Raw genomic sequence first — 20,381 nt, forward strand, 5'->3', positions numbered from 1 at the left:
CGGCAATCGGCCTCGATGCGGCCTACATGCCCGAATAGATCGGGCCCTCGCCGCCTTGCGGTACCTGCCACTGGATATTCTGGGTAGGGTCCTTGATGTCACAGGTCTTGCAGTGCACGCAGTTGGCTGCGTTGATCTGCAGGCGCGGCCCCTGGTCGCCATCGACAATCTCGTACACCCCGGCTGGGCAGTAGCGTGTCTCCGGCGCCCCGAATTCGGCCAGGTTCACCTGGATGGGGACATCGGGATCACGCAGCCGCAGATGGCAGGGCTGGTGCTCGTCGTGATTGGTGTTCGACAGATGCACCGACGACAACAGCGGGAACGTGAGCTCCCCGTCCGGCGCCGGATACTCGATGGGCGAGGCCTCCGACTTGCGCTGCAGCTGCTCGTGATCCGCGTGCTGGGAGAACGTCCATGGCGCACGACCACCGAACAAATAGGTGTCTGCCGCGGCATACGCCAGCCCGCCCCACAATCCCCAGCGGGCGAAGGCGGGGCGGATATTGCGCGCGCGCCGAAGCTCGGACCAGACCCAGGAATCCGCCAGCGCCCGGTCCACGCCAGTAGCCGCCGCCGGCTCTGATGCCTTCGCCCAATGCTCGAACACCGCCTCCGCCGCCAGCATCCCGGACTTCATGGCGGTGTGGGTGCCCTTGATGCGCGCCACGTTCAGCAGGCCCGCGGCATCCCCCACCAGCATCCCGCCGGGGAATTCCAGCTTAGGGCAGGACTGCACCCCTCCTTCGACCAAGGCCCGCGCACCATAGGACAGGCGGCGACCGCCCTCGAGATGGCGGCGAATCTCCAGATGGGTCTTGAACCGCTGCATCTCCTGATAAGGCGAGAGGTTCGGGTTGGCGTAATCGAGCCCGACCACGAACCCCACGGACACGCGGCGCTCGTCGAAGTGGTACAGGAAGCCGCCGCCGTAGGTTCTGGCGTCCAGGGGCCAGCCGACGGTATGCACCACGGTGCCCGGCCGGTGGACGGCTTCATCCACCTCCCAGACCTCCTTGATGCCAATACCGTAGGTCTGCGGATCGGCATCTCGATCCAGTTCGTAGGCGGCAATCACCTGCTGGCTCAACGATCCACGGCAGCCCTCCGCCAGCAGGGTTCGCCCGGCCACGATCTCCACACCGGGCTCGTGCTGCGGGCCGGGCGTACCGTCCGGCTGCAAGCCGGTGTCCGCGGTGGCCACACCGCGCACGGAACCCTGTTCGTCGTACAGCACTTCGGCCGCCGCGAAGCCCGGGTAGATATCCACCCCCAGTGCCTCCGCCTGCTCGCCCAGCCAGCGGCACAGGTTGCCCAGCGAGCCCACATAATTTCCCTCGTTACGCAGTGCGCCGGGAGTGGGCAGCCGCAGGCTTCCATGCTCGCGCAGCAACAGGAAGTGATCATCCACGGCGGACGTTTTCAACGGCGCTCCGAGATCGCGCCAGTCGGGGATCAATTCGTCGAGCGAGCGCGGATCGATCACCGCACCGGAAAGGATATGCGCCCCGACCTCGGGCCCCTTTTCCAGTACGCAGACCGAGAGATCGTCCCGGCCCTGGTCCTGCGCCAACTGGCGCAGCCGGATCGCGGCCGCGAGGCCCGCAGGCCCCGCACCGACGATGACCACATCCATCTCGATCTGCTCGCGTTCCATGGTGATCTCCCGCTCAGTCGGCGCCGCCGGACTACTGCTCGACAAAGGCCCGCTCGATCACGTACTCACCCGGCACGCCCGTCTTGGGCGAGGCGGTGAAGCCCATCTGATCCAGCAGGTTCGACAGGTCCTCGAGCATCGCCGGGCTGCCACAGATCATGGCGCGGTCCTGTTCCGGGTCGAGCTGCGGCAGACCGAGGTCTTCAGCCATCTTGCCGTTCTCGATCAGGTCCGTGATGCGGCCCTGGTGAACGAAGTCCTCGCGCGTGACCGTCGGGTAATAGAGCAACTGCTCCTGCGCGAGCTCGCCGAGGTATTCGTGGTTCGGGAGCTCCTCGGTCAGATATTCCTGGTAGGCCAGCTCGCTTTTGTAGCGCACGCCGTGGACCAGGATCACCTTCTCGAATCGCTCGTAGGTTTCCGGGTCGCGGATAATGCTCATGTAGGGTGCGAGGCCGGTGCCCGTGCCGAACAGATACAGGTTCTTGCCCGGCAGCAGATCGTGGATCACCAGCGTGCCAGTCGCCTTGCGGCTTACCAGGAGCTGATCACCCTCGTTGATGTGCTGCAGGCGCGAGGTCAACGGGCCGTCCGGAACCTTGATGCTCAGGAACTCGAGGTATTCCTCGTGGTTCGGGCTCACGATGCTGTAGGCCCGCAGTAGGGGCTTGCCCTCCACCTCGAGACCGATCATCACGAAATGACCGTTCTCGAAGCGCAGGCCCGGGTCGCGCGTGGTCTTGAAGCTGAACAACGTGTCATTCCAGTGGTGCACGCTCAGCACTTCTTGTGGGTCACAGGCTGCCATGGGGTCTACCTCCCAGATTCGAGTCGGGTTGTGTTTCCATCATTGGTTGAATGGGCCGGGGCCCTCGCGCTGATCTCCCACAGATAGCGCCACGGATAGATGCCCTGCTCGTGACCATCGGAGAACACGAAGCGCACCCCGCTGACCCCGAACGGAACGATGTCGACCACGTCCACTTGAGTGGCGTCTGTCACCGGTTCGTCCCGACGCCGGGCCAGAGTGCAATGGGCGCAGCGACACGCCAGCCGCAATGCCTCGAAACGCTTGCAGGTAACCTCGCCGGTCGGCCAGCAAAACTGAACCTCGCCGGCCTGCCCCTGCAGGCGGATCTCCTTCGGCGGTTGCATGCTCATTACGCGCGCCCTCCGGCGGCCAGCGGGCCGCCCTCCACGGGACAGGTGCGAGCCAGTTCGGCGAGCACAGTTTCCTCGATCACCAGGGTGGTGACCGGCGGCCACAACAGGGGGTTATCCGGGTCGTCCACCGGACGCGCACCCAGCATGGAGGCCACGCCGGCCAGCCAAGCCCCGAGAAAGGCGCCACGCGTTACCCAGCTTGTAATGACAAGGCGAGACATAACGAATCAGCGCTCCAGCTCGGCCAGCTTGCCCGAACGTTCGATCCACTCTTCCGCGTCGGGCAGCGGGTCCTTTGCCGACGTTATTAGCGGCCAGATAGCCGCCAGCTCGGCATTCAAGTCGAGGAGATGTTTCTGATCCTCGGCCAACTCACCTTCCGGCTGGATCGCCTCGGGCGGACATTCCGGCACACACAGGTCACAGTCGATGCACTCCACCGGGTCAATCACCAGCATGTTGCGGCCCTCGTGGAAGCAGTCCGCCGGACACACTTCGACGCAATCGGTGTACTTGCACCGGATACAGTTCTCGTTCACTACGTAAGTCACGGTTGCCTCCGTATGGCGACGTGTCGCTCTCGGTGAAGCACGCGGCGAATCAGCTCGCCACGCGCAGCTTCGACTGGGCCCAAAGGGCGGTCTTGCGGACATCGGGATCCGGGTCGTCCATCGCGCTTTCCACGTACGCCTGCGCCTTGGCATCCCCAATCTCGCCCAGGGCGCCAACCGCGGCCTTGCGCAGGTTCGACACCGGGTCGTCGGTGCACACGCCCACTGCCTCCACAGCCTTCGGGTCACCCAAAGTGCCCAGGGCCTCAACGGCCTTCTCACGTACCTGCCAGAAGGAATCGCGCGTGCCTTCGATCAGACTCTGCAGGGCCAACCGCAGTCGCAGCTTGCCAATCATGGAGGCCGCTTCGGCTCGGACCTGCCAATTCTCGTCCTGCAACCCGGCCAGCAGGGCATCGCCAATCGAGTCCGGATCGCCGTACGACAGGGCGCTCACGGCCACCCGCCGCACGTCCGGGTCGGCGTCTTCGCGCGCCCGCTCGATCAGGACCGGAAGATTCGCCGGGGAACGCAGCCATCCGAGGACGGATACCGCCTCACGACGCACGGCGGCATCCGCATGCTGAAGCAAGGCCAGAGCCGGTTCGCAGCTCTCGGCAAGCCGCATAGGCTTGAGGGCCCCCAGCACCCCGACGATGACAAATGGATCGTCGCTGCCTTTCAGCGCACCGAGTAACGGCTGCGCCGCATCGGTATCCTTCAGGTCCGCCAGGGCGTGTGCTGCAGCGTTGCGGACCGCTTCGTCGCTGTCGCTGAGGGCTGCCAGCAAGGCATCCGCAATGTCGGCGGATTCGAACTCGTCGACCACCTTGGCCGCCTCGCGGCGGACCGAAGGGTCGGGGTCCTTCAGGGCCATTGTCAGCAGATCAGCGGCTTCAGGTTCGGCACTGTCCACCAGGGCAAGCACCCCCACTCGGCGCATTTCCACATCGTTGGAGGCCAGCTTGTCTGCAATGTCCTGCAGTTCGGGGTCGTTGTATTGGCTCATCGGGTTCACCTTCAGCTCAGCAGGTACGGGATATTCACGGTGACCGCGTCGGTCGGACAGTCCTTCTCGCACGGCATGCAGTACCAGCATTCGTCGTAATGCATATGGGCCTTGCCCGTGACTTCGTCGATCAGCAGGACATCCAGCGGGCAGACGTCGATGCAGACCCGGCACCCCTTGTCGGCGATGCACTTTTCTTCATCGACGACCACCGGGACAGTCGTCTTGTGGTTCGCTACAGGCATGTCACTTCCCCTTTATTCGGCGGCGACTTCGTCGGTGTTTTCGATCCGCATGGACTGATAGGCCGACAGCTCGTCGTCATCCAGCGGGATGATGTAGGGGTCCACCGGGCGCGTACCGGTGCACATGGTTCCGTCCTCGCCCTTGTACAGGCGGCTGTGACAGAACCAGTTCTCGTCGTCGCGCTCGGGGTGGTCGATGGAGTAGTGGTACAACCCCCACCGGGACTCCTTGCGTGCCATGGAGGCGCGCGCCGCCATCTCGGCGCAGTCGACAATCGCATGCACCTCGAGGGCCCGCAGCAGTTCGTGGGGATCCCGGGCGTGGAGCCTGGCCAGGTCCTCGCGCACCTGCAGGATGCGGCTGAGTCCGATCTCCATTTTCTTGGTCACTTTGGGCGGCTGCAGGTAGTCGTTCACCAGGCGGCGCACCTTGTATTCCATCTGCTCCGGCGGAATGCCGTCTTCCGCATTCAGCGGTGCCATCACGCGTTCGAGTTCTGCGGCAATCAGCGACTCGTCCAGTGGTGCGTCAGTCCAGTCACTGACGTAACGCGTCGCGCTCTCGCCGCAGATCTGGCCGTACACGAATGCACCGAGCATGTAACTGTGCGGCACCGAGCCCATGTCGCCGGCCGCATAAAGGCCCGGCACGGTGGTCTCGCCGTGTTCGTTGATCCACACCCCGGAAGCCGAGTGGCCGCTGCAGAAACCGACCTCGGAGATGTGCATCTCCAGCATGTGCTCGCGATAGTTGGTACCGCGCCCGGCATGGAAGCGTTCGCGCGACGGGCGTTCGTTGGTATGCAGGACCGTCTCGATCTCCTGGATGGTCTCCTCGGCGAGGTGATCCACCTTCAGGTAGACCGGGCCCTTGCCCCCTTCCAGCTCGCGGTAGAACTCCAGCATCATCTGGCCCGACCAGTAGTCGCACTCGATGAAGCGCTCGCCCTGGGCATTCGCGGTGTAGCCGCCCAACGGGCCGGTCACGTACGCACAGGCCGGACCGTTGTAGTCCTTCAGCAACGGGTTGATCTGGTAACACTCCAGGTTCGTCAGGTCGGCGCCGGCGTGATAGGCCATCGCGTGCCCCTCGCCCGCATTGGTCGGGTTCTCGTAGGTGCCGTACAAATAGCCGGAGGTGGGAAGGCCAAGACGCCCGGCCGCACCCGTTGCCATGATTACGGCCTTGGCACGGATCAGCATGGGCTCGGAGGTCCGGGTGTTCACCGCAAAGGCGCCGGCGATCTTGCCGTCGCGATCCTTCAGCAGGCGGGTGGCCTGGTAACGGTTTTCCACCTTCACCCGGTTACGGCGCAGGCGCCGGTACAGGATCTTCTTGACGTTGTGCCCCTCGGGCATGGGCAGCACGTAGCTACCCATGTGATGGACCTTCTTCACGTCGTAATCGCCGGTCTCGTCCTTCTGAAAGTGCACACCCCAGGAGTCCAGCTTCTGGATCATGTCGTAGGAACGCTCGGCATAGGCCAGGACCGCCTTCTGATGGACGATGCCATCATTCGCCGTGGTGATCTCCTTTACATACTGCTCGGGCGTGGCCCGACCCGGGATGATGGCGTTGTTCAGGCCGTCCATCCCCATGGAAATCGCGCCGGAACGTTTCACGTTGGCCTTTTCCAGCAACATGACATCCAGCTCGGGGTTCTCTTCCTTGACGGTGACGGCCGCCAGAGGACCGCCGGTCCCGCCGCCGATCACCAGGACATCCATCTCGACTGTTTCGATTTCGCTGACTTTCATAGGTACTCCTCATTGGGATCCGTACGGAACTTGCAGTTGAAGGTGTCTTCGCGGAACGACAGACACTCCACGTCAAAGGCACGACCGCTGCGGTCGAGAAAGACACGGATGAGTTTCAGGACCGGGGCCTCCACCGGAAGCGCCAGTGCTTCCTGTACCCCTGGCTCCGGGTGACAGGCCTCGATTTCGATACGGGCACTCCGCACCCTGAGGCCCAGGCGATTTTTGAGTACGGACAAGGTGTCCGCCGTGAGATCGCGACTGAATATGCGCCGCCCAATGGCCAGCGGCAGAAAGCTCTCACTGACCATGACCGGCTCCGACCGCAAGCACTGCACCTGGCGAATGCGGGTGACCGAGTCCTCGGGCGCTAGCCCCAGTTCGCGCGTCACCCGCGATGGCGGCGTCATTTCCTGCATGGAAAGCAGGCGCACATCGGCCTCACCTATCTGACGGGTCACCGTCTCGCCAAAGGCCTCCATGCGCCGCAGCTCCTGGCTCACCCGCGGGCGGGCGACAAATATTCCGCGCCCCTGCGCGGTTACCACCAGACCTTCTGCGCGCAACTCGCGAAGCGCCCTGCGCACGGTGATCCGGCTGACCCCAAAGGCCTCGATCAGCTCCTTCTCGGTGGCCAGTCGTTCGTTTGGCGCGCGCACTCCCTGGAGAATCTCGCGACGCAGACTGTCGCGGACCCAGCCGTAGAGCGACCCGGATCCGCCAGACCGGCTCACGGGACGCGGGAGTCCCGTGCTTGCAAGCCCTGCTTGGCGGTGCGTATCGATCATATGTACTAGCCTATCATAACAAGTTATGAGGTGTAAGAGGATCCAGTAGCTGTTCGGCTCTAGACCGACCGCCCCTGCTGCTCGAATGCCCGAGTCGTCTCGGCCCGAATCAGGTCCAGACACTGCTTTTTCAGCTCGACGAATCGGGGCTCGGTCACTACCTCGTGGGTGCGCGGGTGCGGGATGTCGACGCGGATATCCTTGATCAACCGGCCCGGACTCGCGCTCATCACGATGATCCGGTCCGCCAGGAACACAGCCTCCTCGATGTCATGTGTGACGAACACGATGGTGGTGTGGAACTCCTGGCGCAGATCCACCAGGTTTTGCTGCATCATCGAGCGGGTCTGGGCATCGAGCGCCCCAAACGGCTCGTCCATCAGCAATACGTCAGGGTAATTGGCCAAGGCGCGCGCGATGCCGACCCGCTGCTGCATCCCCCCGGACAATTGCGCCGGAAAGTGGTTGCCGTAAGCCGAAAGCCCCACCATCCCGAGGAAGGTGCGCGCGATACTGTCGGACTCGGTCCTCGAGTGACCGGCCATGCGGGGGCCAAAGGCGACGTTCTTGCGCACGCTCTTCCAGGGGAACAGCGAGTGCTGCTGGAACACCATGCCGCGCTCCGGCCCCGGCCCGCGCACGCGCTTGCCATCCACCTCGACACGCCCCGCCGTGGGCGCGACGAAGCCGGCCACCGCATTCATCAAGGTCGACTTGCCGCAACCCGAAGGCCCCAGCAGACAGATGAATTCGCCCGGCTCAATCTCCAGATTCGCTCCATCCACCGCCAGGTTACGGCGGCCATTGGTGTTGAACTCGATGGACACATCGGAGATCTGCACTCGGCCTGCCTCGGCACGACCCGCCAGCGCCCCACCCGGTGCGGGTTTCTTGCGTGAGGGCCCTTCGCCAAAGGCCCAGAAATTTCCAATTCTCATTGTGCTATCCCGTTGCTTAGCATGATCCGAAAGAGGTGCGGCTGGTCCTAACGCTGCCAGCGCAGGAACGGCCGGGCGCCATAGCGCACCAACAGCGTGGACAGGGTCCCCAGGAGGCCGATCGTTACCATCCCGACAATGATCTGCGGGTACTGAATCAATGAGTAGGAACTCCAGGTGAAGTAGCCGATCCCGTACTGGCCACTGATGATCTCGCCTGCCAGCAGCGAGAACCATGCGATGCCCATACCAATGGCCATGCCCGCCACGATGCTGGGCAGCGCCGCCGGCAGGACGACATGAATCAGAATCGAGGTACTGGAAGCGCCCAGAGCGCGGGCGGCCCGCACGAGGTCCTTGGGTGTCTGATCAACCCCGTGCATGGTGTTCAGCACGATCGGGAAAAAGGCCCCGAGAAAGGTAATGAAAATAATGCTGCTCTGTTCTGTAGGGAGCATCAGGATCGCCAGCGGGATCCAGGCCACCGCCGGGATGGGCCGGAAGATCTCCACGTAGGGAGAGAAGACATCCTCCACAAAACGATTGCGGCCCATGAATACACCAAGGGCGACACCCAAGACGGTGGCTAACCCAAAGGCGATGGCGACGCGCTCGACGCTGGCACCGATATGCCGATAGAAAGTATCGGACGACAACAGATCCAGCAGCACCGCGCCTACAACCCCGGGCCGAGGTACATTTTCGAAGTTGAGGAGCAGTCGGAAGTCATTGACGGAGGCCAGATGCCAGAGACCGATCAGCACCACCACCGAGATCATCCGGACGCTGTAGCGTGCCCACCAGGTAGCGCTTAATGCCTTCAGGCGTTCGCCGATAGAAGCGTCACCCGCTCCACCAGACAAGGACGCACCCGCTCGAGGCGCTTCCTGTGACGAAGGCGCGGTATCTGCTGCCGGGGCCGTCGACGTCGGGTTGTCGGGCGCGGAAGGAGCACTCTCCACCGTCTCGTCTGCTACCGGAACAGTCTTGTTCGTCATTTGAAACCCCTTCCCTCGAGGCCATCAGGTCTTGCCCAATGGATTGATTGGTAACGCCACGACTCAACTTGTTCTGACGTGTTCTTACGCCTGGAAGTGTTTGCAGCATCCATGCCAATGCCCCGGGGGCATCGAGAAAGGGGGTTAAGATGCTGTTTCGAAGAGGGCTTATTGGTTCAGAGGGAAAGGGAACCAGGCGGCGACACGGACCCCGTGCATCACGTAAGGGCGAACGCGCCCCACGACGGGGCGCTCAAATCCGAAAATACGAGGTGCATGATGACAAGTGCGGCAAGGGTCGGCAGCCCGCCGACCATCGGGGAAACGCGAATTGAATCGCGCACCTCTCCAGGACTCAGCGGGCCAAGAAGCCCGCTTCGATCAAAGTCTGGCGTAGCCGTGCATGGGCTTCGGTGACGCGGGCGCGGGGACCGCGTACGCCCAATTCGACCCGCGGCGCGTCGCGATCCATGCGCGGCAGGCAGGAAATACGCAGGTCCGGGAATGCGGCCTCTATTGCCTCAAGCACCGGCACCAGCGAGCTCTCGGTGGTGTTTTGCAGGATCAGGCTCTCTTCCACTGAACCTGCTTCCGCGTTGCGCTGGGGGAAGCGTTGGTCCAGCACCCAGCGCGCCATGGGCTCGGCCATGGCAGGAAATCCGGGTACACAATAATGCCGTTCGCAGCGAAACCCGGGCACACCGTTGATCGGGTTCGGGATCAGGCTGGCGCCTTCGGGCAATTCGGCCATGCGGATACGATGCGGATAGGCCTCGTCACCGAAGCGGCGTTCCAGCAGATCGACAAATTCCGGATGGCGCTGGAGCGGTCGCCCCAGCGCCTCGGCCAGGCAGGCGCGGGTGCGATCATCCGGGGTTGCTCCGATACCACCGAAGCTGAACACCTCGGCTCCGCTTGCCAGGGTTTCGCGGAACGTCTGCACCAACAGGCGGGCGTTGTCACCCACGATCCGAATCCACGATAGCTCCAGGCCCTTCTCGGCGAGCGCCTCGGTCAGGTGCGCCTGGTGCCGGTCCCGGCGCTTGCCGCTGAGGAGTTCGTCGCCAATGATCACGGCGCCGATCTCGATCTCGCCCGGCTCCCGTTCAGCCATCACGGGTCCGTCCATCGCCCCGGCCTTCGCCACGTTACTGTTTGGCGCCCAGCGCGAGCGCGCGCTCGCGGGCGGCGGCGCGCGCCTCGGGGGCGTTGTCCGGGTCGTTGAGCCACGGCGCCAGGTGCTGGTGCAGCAGCCCGGTCAGGAAATCGAGGTGATCCGCGCGGTCGTTCAGGGCCGGGATGTAGTGGAAACGCTCGCCACCGGCCTCCTGGAAGATCTCGCGGTTCTCGTCGCCGATCTCCTCGATCGTCTCGAGGCAGTCCGCGGAGAAACCGGGGCAGATCACGTCCACCGAGCGCACGCCCTGCCCCGGCAGGGCCTCCATGGTCTTGTCGGTGTAGGGCTGCAGCCACTCCTCGCGCCCGAAGCGCGACTGGAAGGTGACCTGCCACTGGTCGTCATTCAGCCCCAGCGCCTGCGCCAGCTTGTGCCCGGTGGCATGGCACAGGCAGTGGTAGGGGTCGCCCTGCAGCAGGTAGCGCTTGGGGATGCCGTGGAAGGACATCACCAGGCGGTCGGCCTGGCCGTGCTCCTGCCAGTGCTCGCGCACACTGCTGGCCAGGGCCTCGATGTAGCCGGGCTGGGCGTCGTAGGCGGCGATGAACTGCAGGTCTGGCACCCAGCGCCAGCCCTTGAGCACATCGGCGACGGCATCGAAGGTGGAGCCGCTGGTGCTGGCCGAGTACTGCGGGTACAGCGGCAGCACGACCACGCGGCGCACGCCCTGGCGGCGCAGCTCGTCCAGCCCCGCGGCGATCGACGGGTTGCCATAGCGCATGCCCAGCGCAACCGGGATCTCCTCCCCTGCCTGCTCGGCCAGGCGGCGGCGCACACCCTCGGCCTGGCGCTTCGAGATCGCCAGCAGCGGCGAACCTTCGTCGGTCCACACGGTGGCGTACTTGGCGGCCGAGCGCTTCGGACGGATGTTGAGGATGATGCCGTTGAGAATCAGCCACCAGATCGGGCGCGGGACCTCGACCACGCGCGGATCCCAGAGGAATTCCTTCAGGTAACGGCGCAGGGCGGGCGCGGTGGGTTCGTCCGGCGTGCCGAGGTTGGTCAGCAATACGCCGACGTCGCGCGCCTGGCCGTGACGATAATCCGCTTCTCCGAAGTACTTCATGGTGCTCCTTGCCGACATGAGGGGACGCTGACTCCCTGTCGGAGTGGCGCAGCGCCATTTGGTTCAGCGGTCAAGGATAGCGCGCCGGCGACCCGGGGGCAGCCAGCGCCGGTTCAGCCCAGACGGCCGCGCAGGGGGCTGGTGCGCGGGAAGTGCGCCTGCAGGAATTCCATCTGGTCGGCCAGCACGCGCTTGCCCTTGAGAAAGATGTACTCCGCGTGGGTTGGCGTGAACGGGATGGCCAGCAGTTGCATCCCGGCCTCTTCCGGCGTGAACCCGGCCTTGTGGTTGTTGCAGCGCTTGCAGGCGGTGACCACGTTGGTCCACGTGTCCTCGCCGTTCTGGCTGATGGGGGTCACATGGTCGCGCGACAGGTCGCGTTCGTAGAAATGCTGGCCGCAGTACAGACAAAGATGGGCATCGCGGCGGAACAGGGTGGTGTTGTTGAGCGGAGGGATGTAGTTGTTGAAACGGGACTGGCGGGTGCCATGGGTCGCGACGATCGAGTTGACCTCGACCCGCGACTGCAGCCCGGTGCGGGCGTTGATGCCGCCGCGCATGCGATAAAGCGGGCTGCCACAGGTGTAGGCCACCTGCTCGGTGTAGTAGAGGCGCACGGCCTGCTCCAGGCCGATCCACTCCAGCGGCATGCCCGCGGCGTCCGTGCGCAGGACCTGATGCTCGTTCGGCAACATGACCCGTCCCGTCTCAAGGAAACACGGATTTGCTCACGCGGGGTCGAGTGAACAAATCCATGCCCCCTTTGGGAGACGCTGATTGAATCGCACGCCCGCGTCTCCCTCAGCGCAACACTGACCGGAAAAACAATAAACAGCCTTCGAGAACAAAGCAATTACAACGCCATGACCCGAGGTATCGTACGCTCCGCGACCCGGAACAAGACCCTGCAAGCGCAGGACACGGTTTAAGCACGGGGGCGATTCCGCTACACTCGCGGGTCGTTTTTTGTGCGGCATGCCCGCTTCAGGCGTGCCGCATCCGATTTCACCACCCGCGAGCGCGGCTGATCGTCCCAGGGGAGTACCGGGACGTTTGGCCCGGGGAGAGAGCGCATGGCAATCAAATTATCCGTTCCCAAGGAGTCCGCCAGCGGCGAACGTCGCGTGGCCCTGGATCCGACGGTGGCGGCCAAGTTCAGCGATCTGGGCGTCACCGTGCAGCTGGAGAAGGGTGCCGGCTCCAATGCCCATTTCCCGGACACGGCCTACGAGAAGGCCACCGTGGTCGATACCGAGACGGCCTACGGCCAGTCGGACCTGATGGTCCGCGTGGCCCCACCGACGGTGGAAGAGGTCAACCAGCTGCCGGAGGGCTCCACCGTCGTCAGCCTGTTCCATGCCCACCGCAATCCGGACGTGGTCAAGGCGATGCAGGAGCGCAAGATCCTGAGCTTCGCGATGGAGCTGATCCCGCGCATCTCGCGCGCCCAGAGCATGGACGTGCTGTCCTCGCAGGCGGCCGTGGTCGGCTACAAGGGCGCGATCATGGGCTCGGATCTGTCCTGCCGCTTCTTCCCGATGCTGACCACCGCGGCCGGCACCATCCGCCCGGCCAAAGTCATCGTGATCGGCGCCGGCGTGGCCGGGCTGCAGGCGATCGCCACGGCCAAGCGCCTGGGCGCGATGGTCGAGGCCTATGACGTGCGCTCCGCCACCAAGGAGCAGGTCGAGTCGCTGGGTGCGAAGTTCCTCGATCTGGGCGTCTCCGCCGAGGGCGAAGGCGGCTACGCCCGCGAACTGACCGCGGAAGAGAAGCAACAGCAGCAGGATGCCCTGGGCGAGTTCATCTCCAAGGCCGACGTGCTGATCACCACCGCCGCGATCCCCGGTCGCGACGCGCCGAAACTGGTCCCGAAGGACATGGTCGAGGGCATGAAGCCGGGCGCGGTCATCATCGACCTGGCGGCCGAGGGCGGTGGCAACTGCGAGCTGTCCAAGCCGGGCAAGACCAGCAAGCACAAGGGCGTGACCATTCATGCCCCGCTGAACGTGCCCTCGCAGGTGCCGCTGCATGCCTCCGAGATGTACGCCAAGAACCTGCTCAATTTCCTCACGCCGATGATCGCCGAGGGCGGCGAGTTCCAGCCGGACTGGGATGACGAGGTCATCGCCAAGAGCGTGCTGACCCGCGACGGCGAGATCGTGCACGAGGCCACCCGCGAGGCCCTGAAGGGAGCGAACTCATGATCATCGAAGGCTTTATCGCGCTGTACATCTTCATGCTCGCGGCCTTCACCGGCTACGAGATCATCTCCAAGGTGCCGGTCATCCTGCACACCCCGCTGATGTCCGGTTCCAACTTCGTCCACGGCATCGTGCTGGTCGGGACCATGGTCGCACTGGGCCATGCCACGACCCCGCTGGAACAGGCCATCGGCTTTGTCGCCGTGATCCTGGCCGCGGGCAACGCCGTGGGTGGCTACGTCGTCACCGAACGCATGCTGGAGATGTTCAAGACCAGCAAGAAGGACGACAAGAAGGGAGATAACGCATGAGCATGATCATCAACCTCGCCTATTTTGCGGCGGCGGTACTGTTCATCGTCGGCCTCAAGCAGATGTCCTCGCCGACCACCGCGCGGCCGGGCATCATCTGGGCCGGCGTGGGCATGGTGATCGCCACGCTCGTGACCTTCGTGCATCCGGAGATCTCCGGCGGCGTGAACTACACCCTGATCATCCTGGGTATCGCCATCGGCGGTGCGCTGGCCTGGTGGAGCGGCAAGAAGGTCGCGATGACCGACATGCCGCAGATGATCGCGCTGTACAACGGCATGGGCGGCGGCGCCGCGGCCGGCATCGGCGCGATCTACCTGCTGCAGGCGACCCCGGAAACCGTCAGCAACACCGGCCTGGCGATCGCCGTGACCGGCTCGCTGATCGGCTCGGTGGCCTTCTCCGGCTCGCTGGTGGCCTACGCCAAGCTGCAGGGCCTGATGAAGAAGACCTTCACCTTCGCTGGCCAGCAGGTCGTAAACATCGCGATCTTTGCCATCACCGTGATCCTCGGCTTCCTGATGGCCACCGGCGGCGGCGAGATCGGTTCGGCGACGCTGCTGCTGTTCTTCGTCCTGGCGCTGGCCTTCGGCATCCTGATGACGCTGCCGATCGGCGGCGCCGACATGCCGGTGGTCATCTCGCTGTACAACGCCCTGACCGGCCTGGCGGTCGGCCTGAAGGGCATCGTGCTCGACAACCCGGCGCTGATGATCGCCGGTATCGTGGTCGGCGCGGCCGGTACGCTGCTCACCCAGCTGATGGCCAAGGCGATGAACCGCCCGATCAAGAACATCCTGTTCAGCCAGTTCGGCGGCTCCGCCGGCGGCGCCGAGGAAGAGATCGAAGGCACGATGAAGGAGATCCAGGCCAACGATGCCGGGATCATGATGGCCTACGCCGAGAAGGTCATCATCGTGCCGGGCTACGGCATGGCCGTCGCGCAGGCGCAGCACAAGATCTGGGAATTCACCCAGCTGCTGCAGAAGCGCGGCGTGGACGTGAAGTTCGCGATCCACCCGGTCGCGGGCCGCATGCCCGGGCACATGAACGTACTGCTGGCCGAGGCCGGCGTGCCCTACGACATCATCTTCGACCTCGACGAGATCAACGAGGAGTTCAAGACCGCGGATGTCGCGATGGTGATCGGCGCGAACGACGTCGTGAACCCGGTGGCCCGGACCAACCCGGAATCGCCGATCTACGGCATGCCGATCCTGAACGCCGACCAGGCCCACAACGTCATCTGCGTGAAGCGCGGCAAGGGTTCCGGTTTCTCGGGCATCGAGAACCACCTGTTCTACGCCGACAATAACCAGATGCTCTACGGCGACGGCCAGAAGGTGGCCGCCGAACTCGTGGCATCGGTCAAGGCCCTCGGCTAGTAGCCCGCCCCAAATGCGAGATCCGGATACGGGTCCCGCCACCGAAACCCGGCCAACCGCCTCGCGGTGCCGGGTTTTTTGTTGGCCAGGAAAACACTGCTCAATGTACACACTCGCGCTCGAGTTGCTTTTGCGGGCGTATGAATCAGTGCTTCCTCAAGGCTCGATGAACCCCCGGGACGGCGTCACAATTGTACACACCCTGTACAGACTACCCACAAGCGATGAAACTAACGGCCGCTTAGCACACAGAGCGCGCACTCCGTTTCATATAAAGCTCATAACTAACTGTTTATTCGGTTCTTTTGGCTTCTGGTCGATTTTTGGCCAATCCAAGACGCCCCCAGCAGTAACAAGCATTTAGGGCCCTTCCCCCCGTTTCACCCACAGAGTTATCCACAGCTTTTGTGGATAACAACCCGATCCGCCCTGAGGCAACCGACTCCCCCTTCCCGGGCCCCGACGCAGTAAACTGGACCCATGCCCGTCGCGCCCCGAATCGCCCGCATCGCGCTGGATCGCCCCCTGGATCGGCTGTTTGACTACCGCATCCCCGAAGACCTGTCGCTCACGCCCGGACAGCGGGTGCGCGTGCCCTTCGGCCGCGGCTCCACGGTCGGGCTGGTGGTCGATCTGGCGACCACCAGCGACGTGCCGCCCGCACGCCTGCGGGCGGTGAACGAGGCCCCGGAGAGCGAACCGCTCCTCTCGCCCCGCCTGCTGGAGCTCCTGCGATTCGGGGCCCGCTACTACCATCACCCGCTGGGCGAGGCCCTGCTGGGGGCGCTTCCACCGGCCCTGCGCCACGGCGACCCGTTGCCGGCCCTCACCCCCGAAACCCTGTGGCGGATCACCCCCGAGGGCACCCGCGCCCTGGCCGACGGCCTCGCGCGCGGTCGGCGCCAGCAGGCGGTCCTCCGCGCCCTGGAGCCGGGACACGCGGCCACGGCCCTGGATCGCGCCACCCTGGCCGCCGCGACCGGCCTGCAGCTGGCCCCGCGAGAACTGCGCGACTATGAGGCGCGTGGCTGGCTGGAGACGATCACGCCCGACCCGACACAGCCGCCACCGCCGACCACCAGCGACCACGATCTGACCCCCGACCAGCGCGCGGCCGTGGAGGCCCTGACGCCCGGGACCGGCGCACCGCTGCTGCTGGAGGGCGTGACCGGGAGCGGCAAGACCGAGGTCTACCTGCAGATGGCCGAGCGCGTGCTGGCAGGCGGGCGCGCCGTGCTGTTCCTCATCCCCGAGATCGCCCTGACCCCGCAACTGAGCGCGCGCATCCAGCAGCGGTTTCCCGGGCAGGTCGCCCTGCTCCACTCCGGCCTGGCCGAGGGCGAACGCCTGCGCGCCTGGGAGGCCGCCCGCCAGGGCCAGCGCCGCATCGTCGTCGGCACCCGCTCGGCCCTCTTCACCCCGCTGCCCGACCTCGGCCTGATCATCGTCGACGAGGAACACGACAGCGCCTTCAAACAGCAGGACGGGTTCCGCTACAACGCGCGCGACCTGGCGATCAAGCGCGGCCAGCTGGAGCAGGCCGCGGTGGTTCTGGGCTCCGCCACCCCGACCCTGGAAAGCCTGCACGCGGCCACCACGGGCCGCTACGCCCACGCCCGGCTGACCACACGCCCGGACGGGACCCGCCCACCCGCCGTCGAGACCGTGGACACGCGCGTACACCTCCCGGACGAGGGTCTGACCGCCCCGCTGCTCGACGCCATGCAGCAGACCCTGGCGGCCGGCCACCAGTGTTTTCTGCTGCTCAACCGCCGCGGCTTCGCCCGCGTACTGGCCTGCGACGCCTGTGGCTGGGTGGCCGAGTGCCCGGATTGCGATGCCCGGCTGACCATTCACGCGCACAACCCGCGCGCTGTCTGTCACCTCTGCGGCCACCAGGAACCGCGCCCCCAGCGCTGCCCGGAATGCGGCGAGCCTCTGGCGCAGCGCGGCCTCGGCACCCAGCGGCTGGAACAGGCCCTGGCGCGGCACTTCCCGACCACCCCCCTGATCCGCCTGGACCGCGACAGCATCCGTCACAAGGGCGCGCTGGAGGCGGCACTGGACCGTATCCGCCAGCTGGATGCCGCGATCGTGGTCGGCACCCAGATGCTGGCGAAGGGCCACGACTTCCCCCAGGTCGGACTGGTCGGTGTGATCGACGTGGACCAGGGCCTGTTCAGCGTCGACCTGCGCGCCACGGAAAACACCCTCCAGCTCATCGTGCAGGCCGCCGGCCGCGCCGGGCGTGGTTCCGGCGGCGGTCGCGTGCTGCTCCAGACCGGGCATCCCGACCACCCCCTGATTCGCGGCCTGGATGCCGCCGACTACCCGGCAATGGTCGCGCCCCTGCTGGAAGAACGCGCCGCCGCCGAGCTGCCGCCCCACGGCCACCTGGCCCTGGTCCGGGTCGAGGCCGGCGATGCCGAGACCACCCGCCGCCATGCCGAGCGCGTCGCCACCCACCTGCGCAGCGCCGCGACCGAGGGCCTGCGGGTACTGGGCCCGGCCCCCGCGCCGCGTCATCGCGTCAACCGCCGCTTCCGCGAACAGATCCTGCTGCAGTCCACGCGCCGCAACCCCCTGCACGAGGGCCTCGCACAGGCGCGCCACGCCTGGCAGGCCGACGACCTGCCGCGCGGCACCCGCATCGCCATCGACATCGACCCCGTCTCGCTCGCCTGACCCGTTCCCGCGGCAGGCGCCGGGGCGGCACGTGCGCCGCTTCCGGGTTAGAATGCGGCCCTTTTTACACGACGGATCGAGCCCCTCTTGAAAGACACCCTAACCGAGGCCCTCGCGGCCGCCCTGGAGACCCTGGTGGCCGATGGCCGTGTACCCGCCGATCACGGTGTCGAGGTGCAGGTCACGCGCGCCCGCGACCGCGAACACGGCGACTTTGCCAGCAACCTCGCGATGCAGCTCGCGCGCCCGGCCAAGAGCAAACCGCGTGACCTCGCCGAGGCCCTCAGCGCCGCAATGCCCGAGGTACCCGGTCTCGCCGCCACCGAGATCGCCGGCCCCGGCTTCATCAACTTCCGCCTGGCCGCGGATGCCCGCACGCTGGTGCTCGGCCGCATCGCCACCCAGGGCGCCGACTTTGGCCGCTCCAGCGTGGGCGGCGGTCGCCCGGTGCAGGTGGAGTTCGTCTCCGCCAACCCCACCGGCCCGCTGCATGTCGGCCACGGCCGCGGCGCGGCGTTCGGCGCCACCGTCGCCGACCTGCTGGATTTCTGCGGCTTCGATGTCACCCGCGAGTACTACGTAAACGACGCCGGGCGGCAGATGAACATCCTCGCCGCCAGCGTCTGGCTGCGCTATCTGGAACAGCACGGGGTGCAGGTCCCGTTCCCGGCCAACGGCTATCAGGGTGACTACATCTACCCGGTCGCCGAGGCCCTGACCGCACAGATCGGCGAACAGGCCGTGCACGCGACCGAGGCCGTCACCCGCGACCTCCCACCGGACGAGCCGGCCGGTGGCGACAAGGAGATCTACATCGACGCGGTGATCGCCCGCGCCCGCGAGCTGCTGGGCCCGGAGCTGTACCGCACGGTGTTCGACTGCGGCCTGAACGCCATCCTCGAAGACATCCGCGACGACCTGCGCGAGTTCGGGGTCGAGTATCAGTGCTGGTTCTCCGAGCGCAGCCTGGCCGACTCCGGCGCGATCGATGCCGCGGTGCAGGATCTCGAGGCGCACGGCGCGCTGTACGAGAAGGACGGGGCCCTGTGGTTCCGCTCCACCGACTACGGCGACGACAAGGACCGCGTGGTGCGCCGCGAGAACGGCGACTACACCTACTTCGCCTCCGACATCGCCTACCACCGCGAGAAGTTCCAGCGCGGCTTCGAGCGCGTGATCAACATCTGGGGCGCCGACCACCACGGCTACGTCCCGCGCGTGCGCGCCGCCCTGCAGGCCCTGGGCCTGGAGGCCGACCGCCTGGACGTGCTGCTGGTGCAGTTCGCGATCCTCTACCGCGGGGGCGAACGCCTGCCGATGTCCACCCGCGCCGGGCAGTTCGTCACCCTGCGCGAGCTGCGCGACGAGGTCGGATCGGATGCCGCTCGCTTCTTCTATGTGCAGCGCCGCTGCGACCAGCACCTGGACTTCGACCTGGACCTGGCCAAGTCGCAGTCCAACGACAACCCGATGTACTACATCCAGTACGCCCACGCGCGCATCGCCAGCGTGCTGCGCACTGCGGCCGAGCGCGGCCATGCCGCCAGCGCGCTGGACGACACCGGGCTGTCCGAGCGCCTGACCGAGCCGCAGGAAGACGACCTGCTGGATCGCCTGGACCGCTTCCCCGAGGTGATCGCGGCGGCCGCCGAGGCCTGCGAACCGCACCAGATCGCCCAGTACCTGCGCGAGCTGGCAGCCGGCTTTCACGCCTACTACAACGCGGTGCCATTCCTGAACGCGGAGGATGCCGCCGTGATCGGCGCACGCCTGGCCCTGCTGACCGGGGCCAAGCAGGTGCTGCACAATGGCCTGCGCCTGCTGGGCGTGACCGCCCCGGAACGGATGTAGACCATGGCCCAGGCCCGCAAGACCCGTCGCAAGTCCACCCCGCGCAAGGCCGCGCGACCGATCCCCGGCTGGGTGTGGATGCTGATCGGCCTGCTGATCGGGCTGGGCATTGCCGCCGTGCTGTACCTGCAGGGGGCCGACCGCTCACCGGACCTGGGCGCGCTGTTCGGCGACCCGGGAGCCGAGACCGCCGCTCCGGCCCCGACCCCGGCCCCCGTGGAGCGCGACACCGTACCGTCGGACGACGAACCGCGGTTTCGCTACTACGAGCTGCTGCCCGAGGACGAGATCCGCGTACCAGAGTCCGAGCGCGACACCCCTGCCCCGACCCTGCCGCCCGCCGCATCCCCCAGCGAGGGGGAGCCGGTGGTCTTGCAAACCGGGTCGTTCCGCCGCTTCGCCCAGGCCGACGAGATGAAGGCCCGCCTGACCCTGCTGGGCCTCGACCCGCAGGTGCACGAGGTCGAGATCCAGGGTGATACCTGGTACCGCGTGTACCTCGGCCCGTTCAGTGACGAGGACCGCGTGCGCCAGGCGCTGGAGCGCCTGCGCACCGAGAACATCGAGGCCCTGCGTCTGCGCTACCAGGGCTGA

The 20,381-nt window shown here is 65.9% G+C and carries 20 protein-coding genes; 6 read left to right on the plus strand and 14 right to left on the minus strand.

From position 1 onward, the window contains the following. Positions 1–22 precede the first annotated feature (22 nt). The 14 genes from D106_RS0106925 to D106_RS0106995 form a co-directional block, all read right to left on the minus strand. Positions 23–1,657 (minus strand): electron transfer flavoprotein-ubiquinone oxidoreductase, encoded by a 1,635-nt coding sequence (locus D106_RS0106925; protein WP_018879629.1) that lies wholly within the window; start codon positions 1,655–1,657, stop codon positions 23–25. A gap of 31 nt (positions 1,658–1,688) precedes the next feature. Next, complete coding sequence (locus D106_RS0106930; RefSeq protein WP_026280448.1) at positions 1,689–2,465, minus strand: ferredoxin--NADP reductase; 777 nt, start codon at positions 2,463–2,465, stop codon at positions 1,689–1,691. Positions 2,466–2,470: 5 nt separating this feature from the next. Beyond that, positions 2,471–2,818 (minus strand): gamma-butyrobetaine hydroxylase-like domain-containing protein, encoded by a 348-nt coding sequence (locus D106_RS0106935; protein ID WP_018865559.1) that lies wholly within the window; start codon positions 2,816–2,818, stop codon positions 2,471–2,473. Beyond that, positions 2,818–3,042 carry a hypothetical protein gene (locus D106_RS0106940; protein WP_026279139.1) on the minus strand — a complete coding sequence of 75 codons (225 nt, stop codon included), beginning with the start codon at positions 3,040–3,042 and terminating at the stop codon, positions 2,818–2,820. Before D106_RS0106940 ends, D106_RS0106935 begins: the two co-directional genes overlap by 1 nt. 6 nt (positions 3,043–3,048) lie before the next feature. Next, on the minus strand, positions 3,049–3,372 hold the full coding sequence (gene fdxA / locus D106_RS0106945) for a ferredoxin FdxA (RefSeq protein ID WP_026280613.1): 324 nt from the start codon (positions 3,370–3,372) through the stop codon (positions 3,049–3,051). A 49-nt stretch (positions 3,373–3,421) separates the two neighbouring features. Next, a complete protein-coding gene (locus D106_RS0106950) occupies positions 3,422–4,381 on the minus strand; it encodes a HEAT repeat domain-containing protein (RefSeq protein WP_018865556.1) in 960 nt (319 codons plus the stop codon). An 11-nt stretch (positions 4,382–4,392) separates the two neighbouring features. Continuing rightward, positions 4,393–4,626, minus strand: a complete 234-nt coding sequence (locus D106_RS0106955) for a ferredoxin family protein (protein ID WP_017942684.1) — start codon at positions 4,624–4,626, stop codon at positions 4,393–4,395. 12 nt (positions 4,627–4,638) lie between these two features. Then, positions 4,639–6,384: a fumarate reductase/succinate dehydrogenase flavoprotein subunit gene (locus tag D106_RS0106960; RefSeq protein WP_018879631.1), complete on the minus strand. Its 1,746-nt coding sequence runs from the start codon at positions 6,382–6,384 to the stop codon at positions 4,639–4,641. Further along, complete coding sequence (locus D106_RS0106965; RefSeq protein ID WP_018879632.1) at positions 6,381–7,172, minus strand: GntR family transcriptional regulator; 792 nt, start codon at positions 7,170–7,172, stop codon at positions 6,381–6,383. Before D106_RS0106965 ends, D106_RS0106960 begins: the two co-directional genes overlap by 4 nt. Positions 7,173–7,231: 59 nt before the next feature. Further along, entirely contained in the window at positions 7,232–8,014 is a 783-nt protein-coding gene (locus tag D106_RS0106970; protein ID WP_018879633.1) for an ATP-binding cassette domain-containing protein, read from the minus strand. A gap of 143 nt (positions 8,015–8,157) precedes the next feature. Beyond that, positions 8,158–9,108 (minus strand): ABC transporter permease, encoded by a 951-nt coding sequence (locus D106_RS14250; RefSeq protein WP_038037370.1) that lies wholly within the window; start codon positions 9,106–9,108, stop codon positions 8,158–8,160. 355 nt (positions 9,109–9,463) lie between these two features. Further along, complete coding sequence (locus D106_RS0106985) at positions 9,464–10,222, minus strand: molybdopterin-binding protein (RefSeq protein ID WP_018879635.1); 759 nt, start codon at positions 10,220–10,222, stop codon at positions 9,464–9,466. 34 nt (positions 10,223–10,256) lie between these two features. Next, positions 10,257–11,351: a ferrochelatase gene (gene hemH, locus D106_RS0106990; protein WP_018879636.1), complete on the minus strand. Its 1,095-nt coding sequence runs from the start codon at positions 11,349–11,351 to the stop codon at positions 10,257–10,259. 113 nt (positions 11,352–11,464) lie between these two features. Continuing rightward, positions 11,465–12,046, minus strand: a complete 582-nt coding sequence (locus D106_RS0106995) for an HNH endonuclease (protein WP_018879637.1) — start codon at positions 12,044–12,046, stop codon at positions 11,465–11,467. A 378-nt stretch (positions 12,047–12,424) separates the two neighbouring features. Here D106_RS0106995 and D106_RS0107000 point away from each other — a divergent pair, with 378 nt between their 5' ends. The 6 genes from D106_RS0107000 (at position 12,425) to D106_RS0107025 (ending at position 20,381) form a co-directional block, all read left to right on the plus strand. After that, positions 12,425–13,558, plus strand: coding sequence for an NAD(P) transhydrogenase subunit alpha (locus D106_RS0107000; RefSeq protein ID WP_038035506.1), 1,134 nt, complete (start codon positions 12,425–12,427; stop codon positions 13,556–13,558). Next, entirely contained in the window at positions 13,555–13,866 is a 312-nt protein-coding gene (locus tag D106_RS0107005; RefSeq protein ID WP_017942675.1) for an NAD(P) transhydrogenase subunit alpha, read from the plus strand. Before D106_RS0107000 ends, D106_RS0107005 begins: the two co-directional genes overlap by 4 nt. Then, on the plus strand, positions 13,863–15,251 hold the full coding sequence (locus tag D106_RS0107010; RefSeq protein ID WP_018865546.1) for an NAD(P)(+) transhydrogenase (Re/Si-specific) subunit beta: 1,389 nt from the start codon (positions 13,863–13,865) through the stop codon (positions 15,249–15,251). The genes D106_RS0107005 and D106_RS0107010 overlap by 4 nt, the downstream gene beginning before the upstream one ends. 480 nt (positions 15,252–15,731) lie before the next feature. After that, positions 15,732–17,936, plus strand: coding sequence for a primosomal protein N' (locus D106_RS0107015; protein WP_018879638.1), 2,205 nt, complete (start codon positions 15,732–15,734; stop codon positions 17,934–17,936). Positions 17,937–18,023: 87 nt separating this feature from the next. Further along, positions 18,024–19,787, plus strand: coding sequence for an arginine--tRNA ligase (gene argS, locus D106_RS0107020; RefSeq protein WP_018865544.1), 1,764 nt, complete (start codon positions 18,024–18,026; stop codon positions 19,785–19,787). Positions 19,788–19,790: 3 nt separating this feature from the next. Then, complete coding sequence (locus D106_RS0107025; protein ID WP_018879639.1) at positions 19,791–20,381, plus strand: SPOR domain-containing protein; 591 nt, start codon at positions 19,791–19,793, stop codon at positions 20,379–20,381.

This window comes from Thioalkalivibrio sp. ALE9 (assembly GCF_000377445.1).
Classification (GTDB): Bacteria; Pseudomonadota; Gammaproteobacteria; order Ectothiorhodospirales; family Ectothiorhodospiraceae; genus Thioalkalivibrio.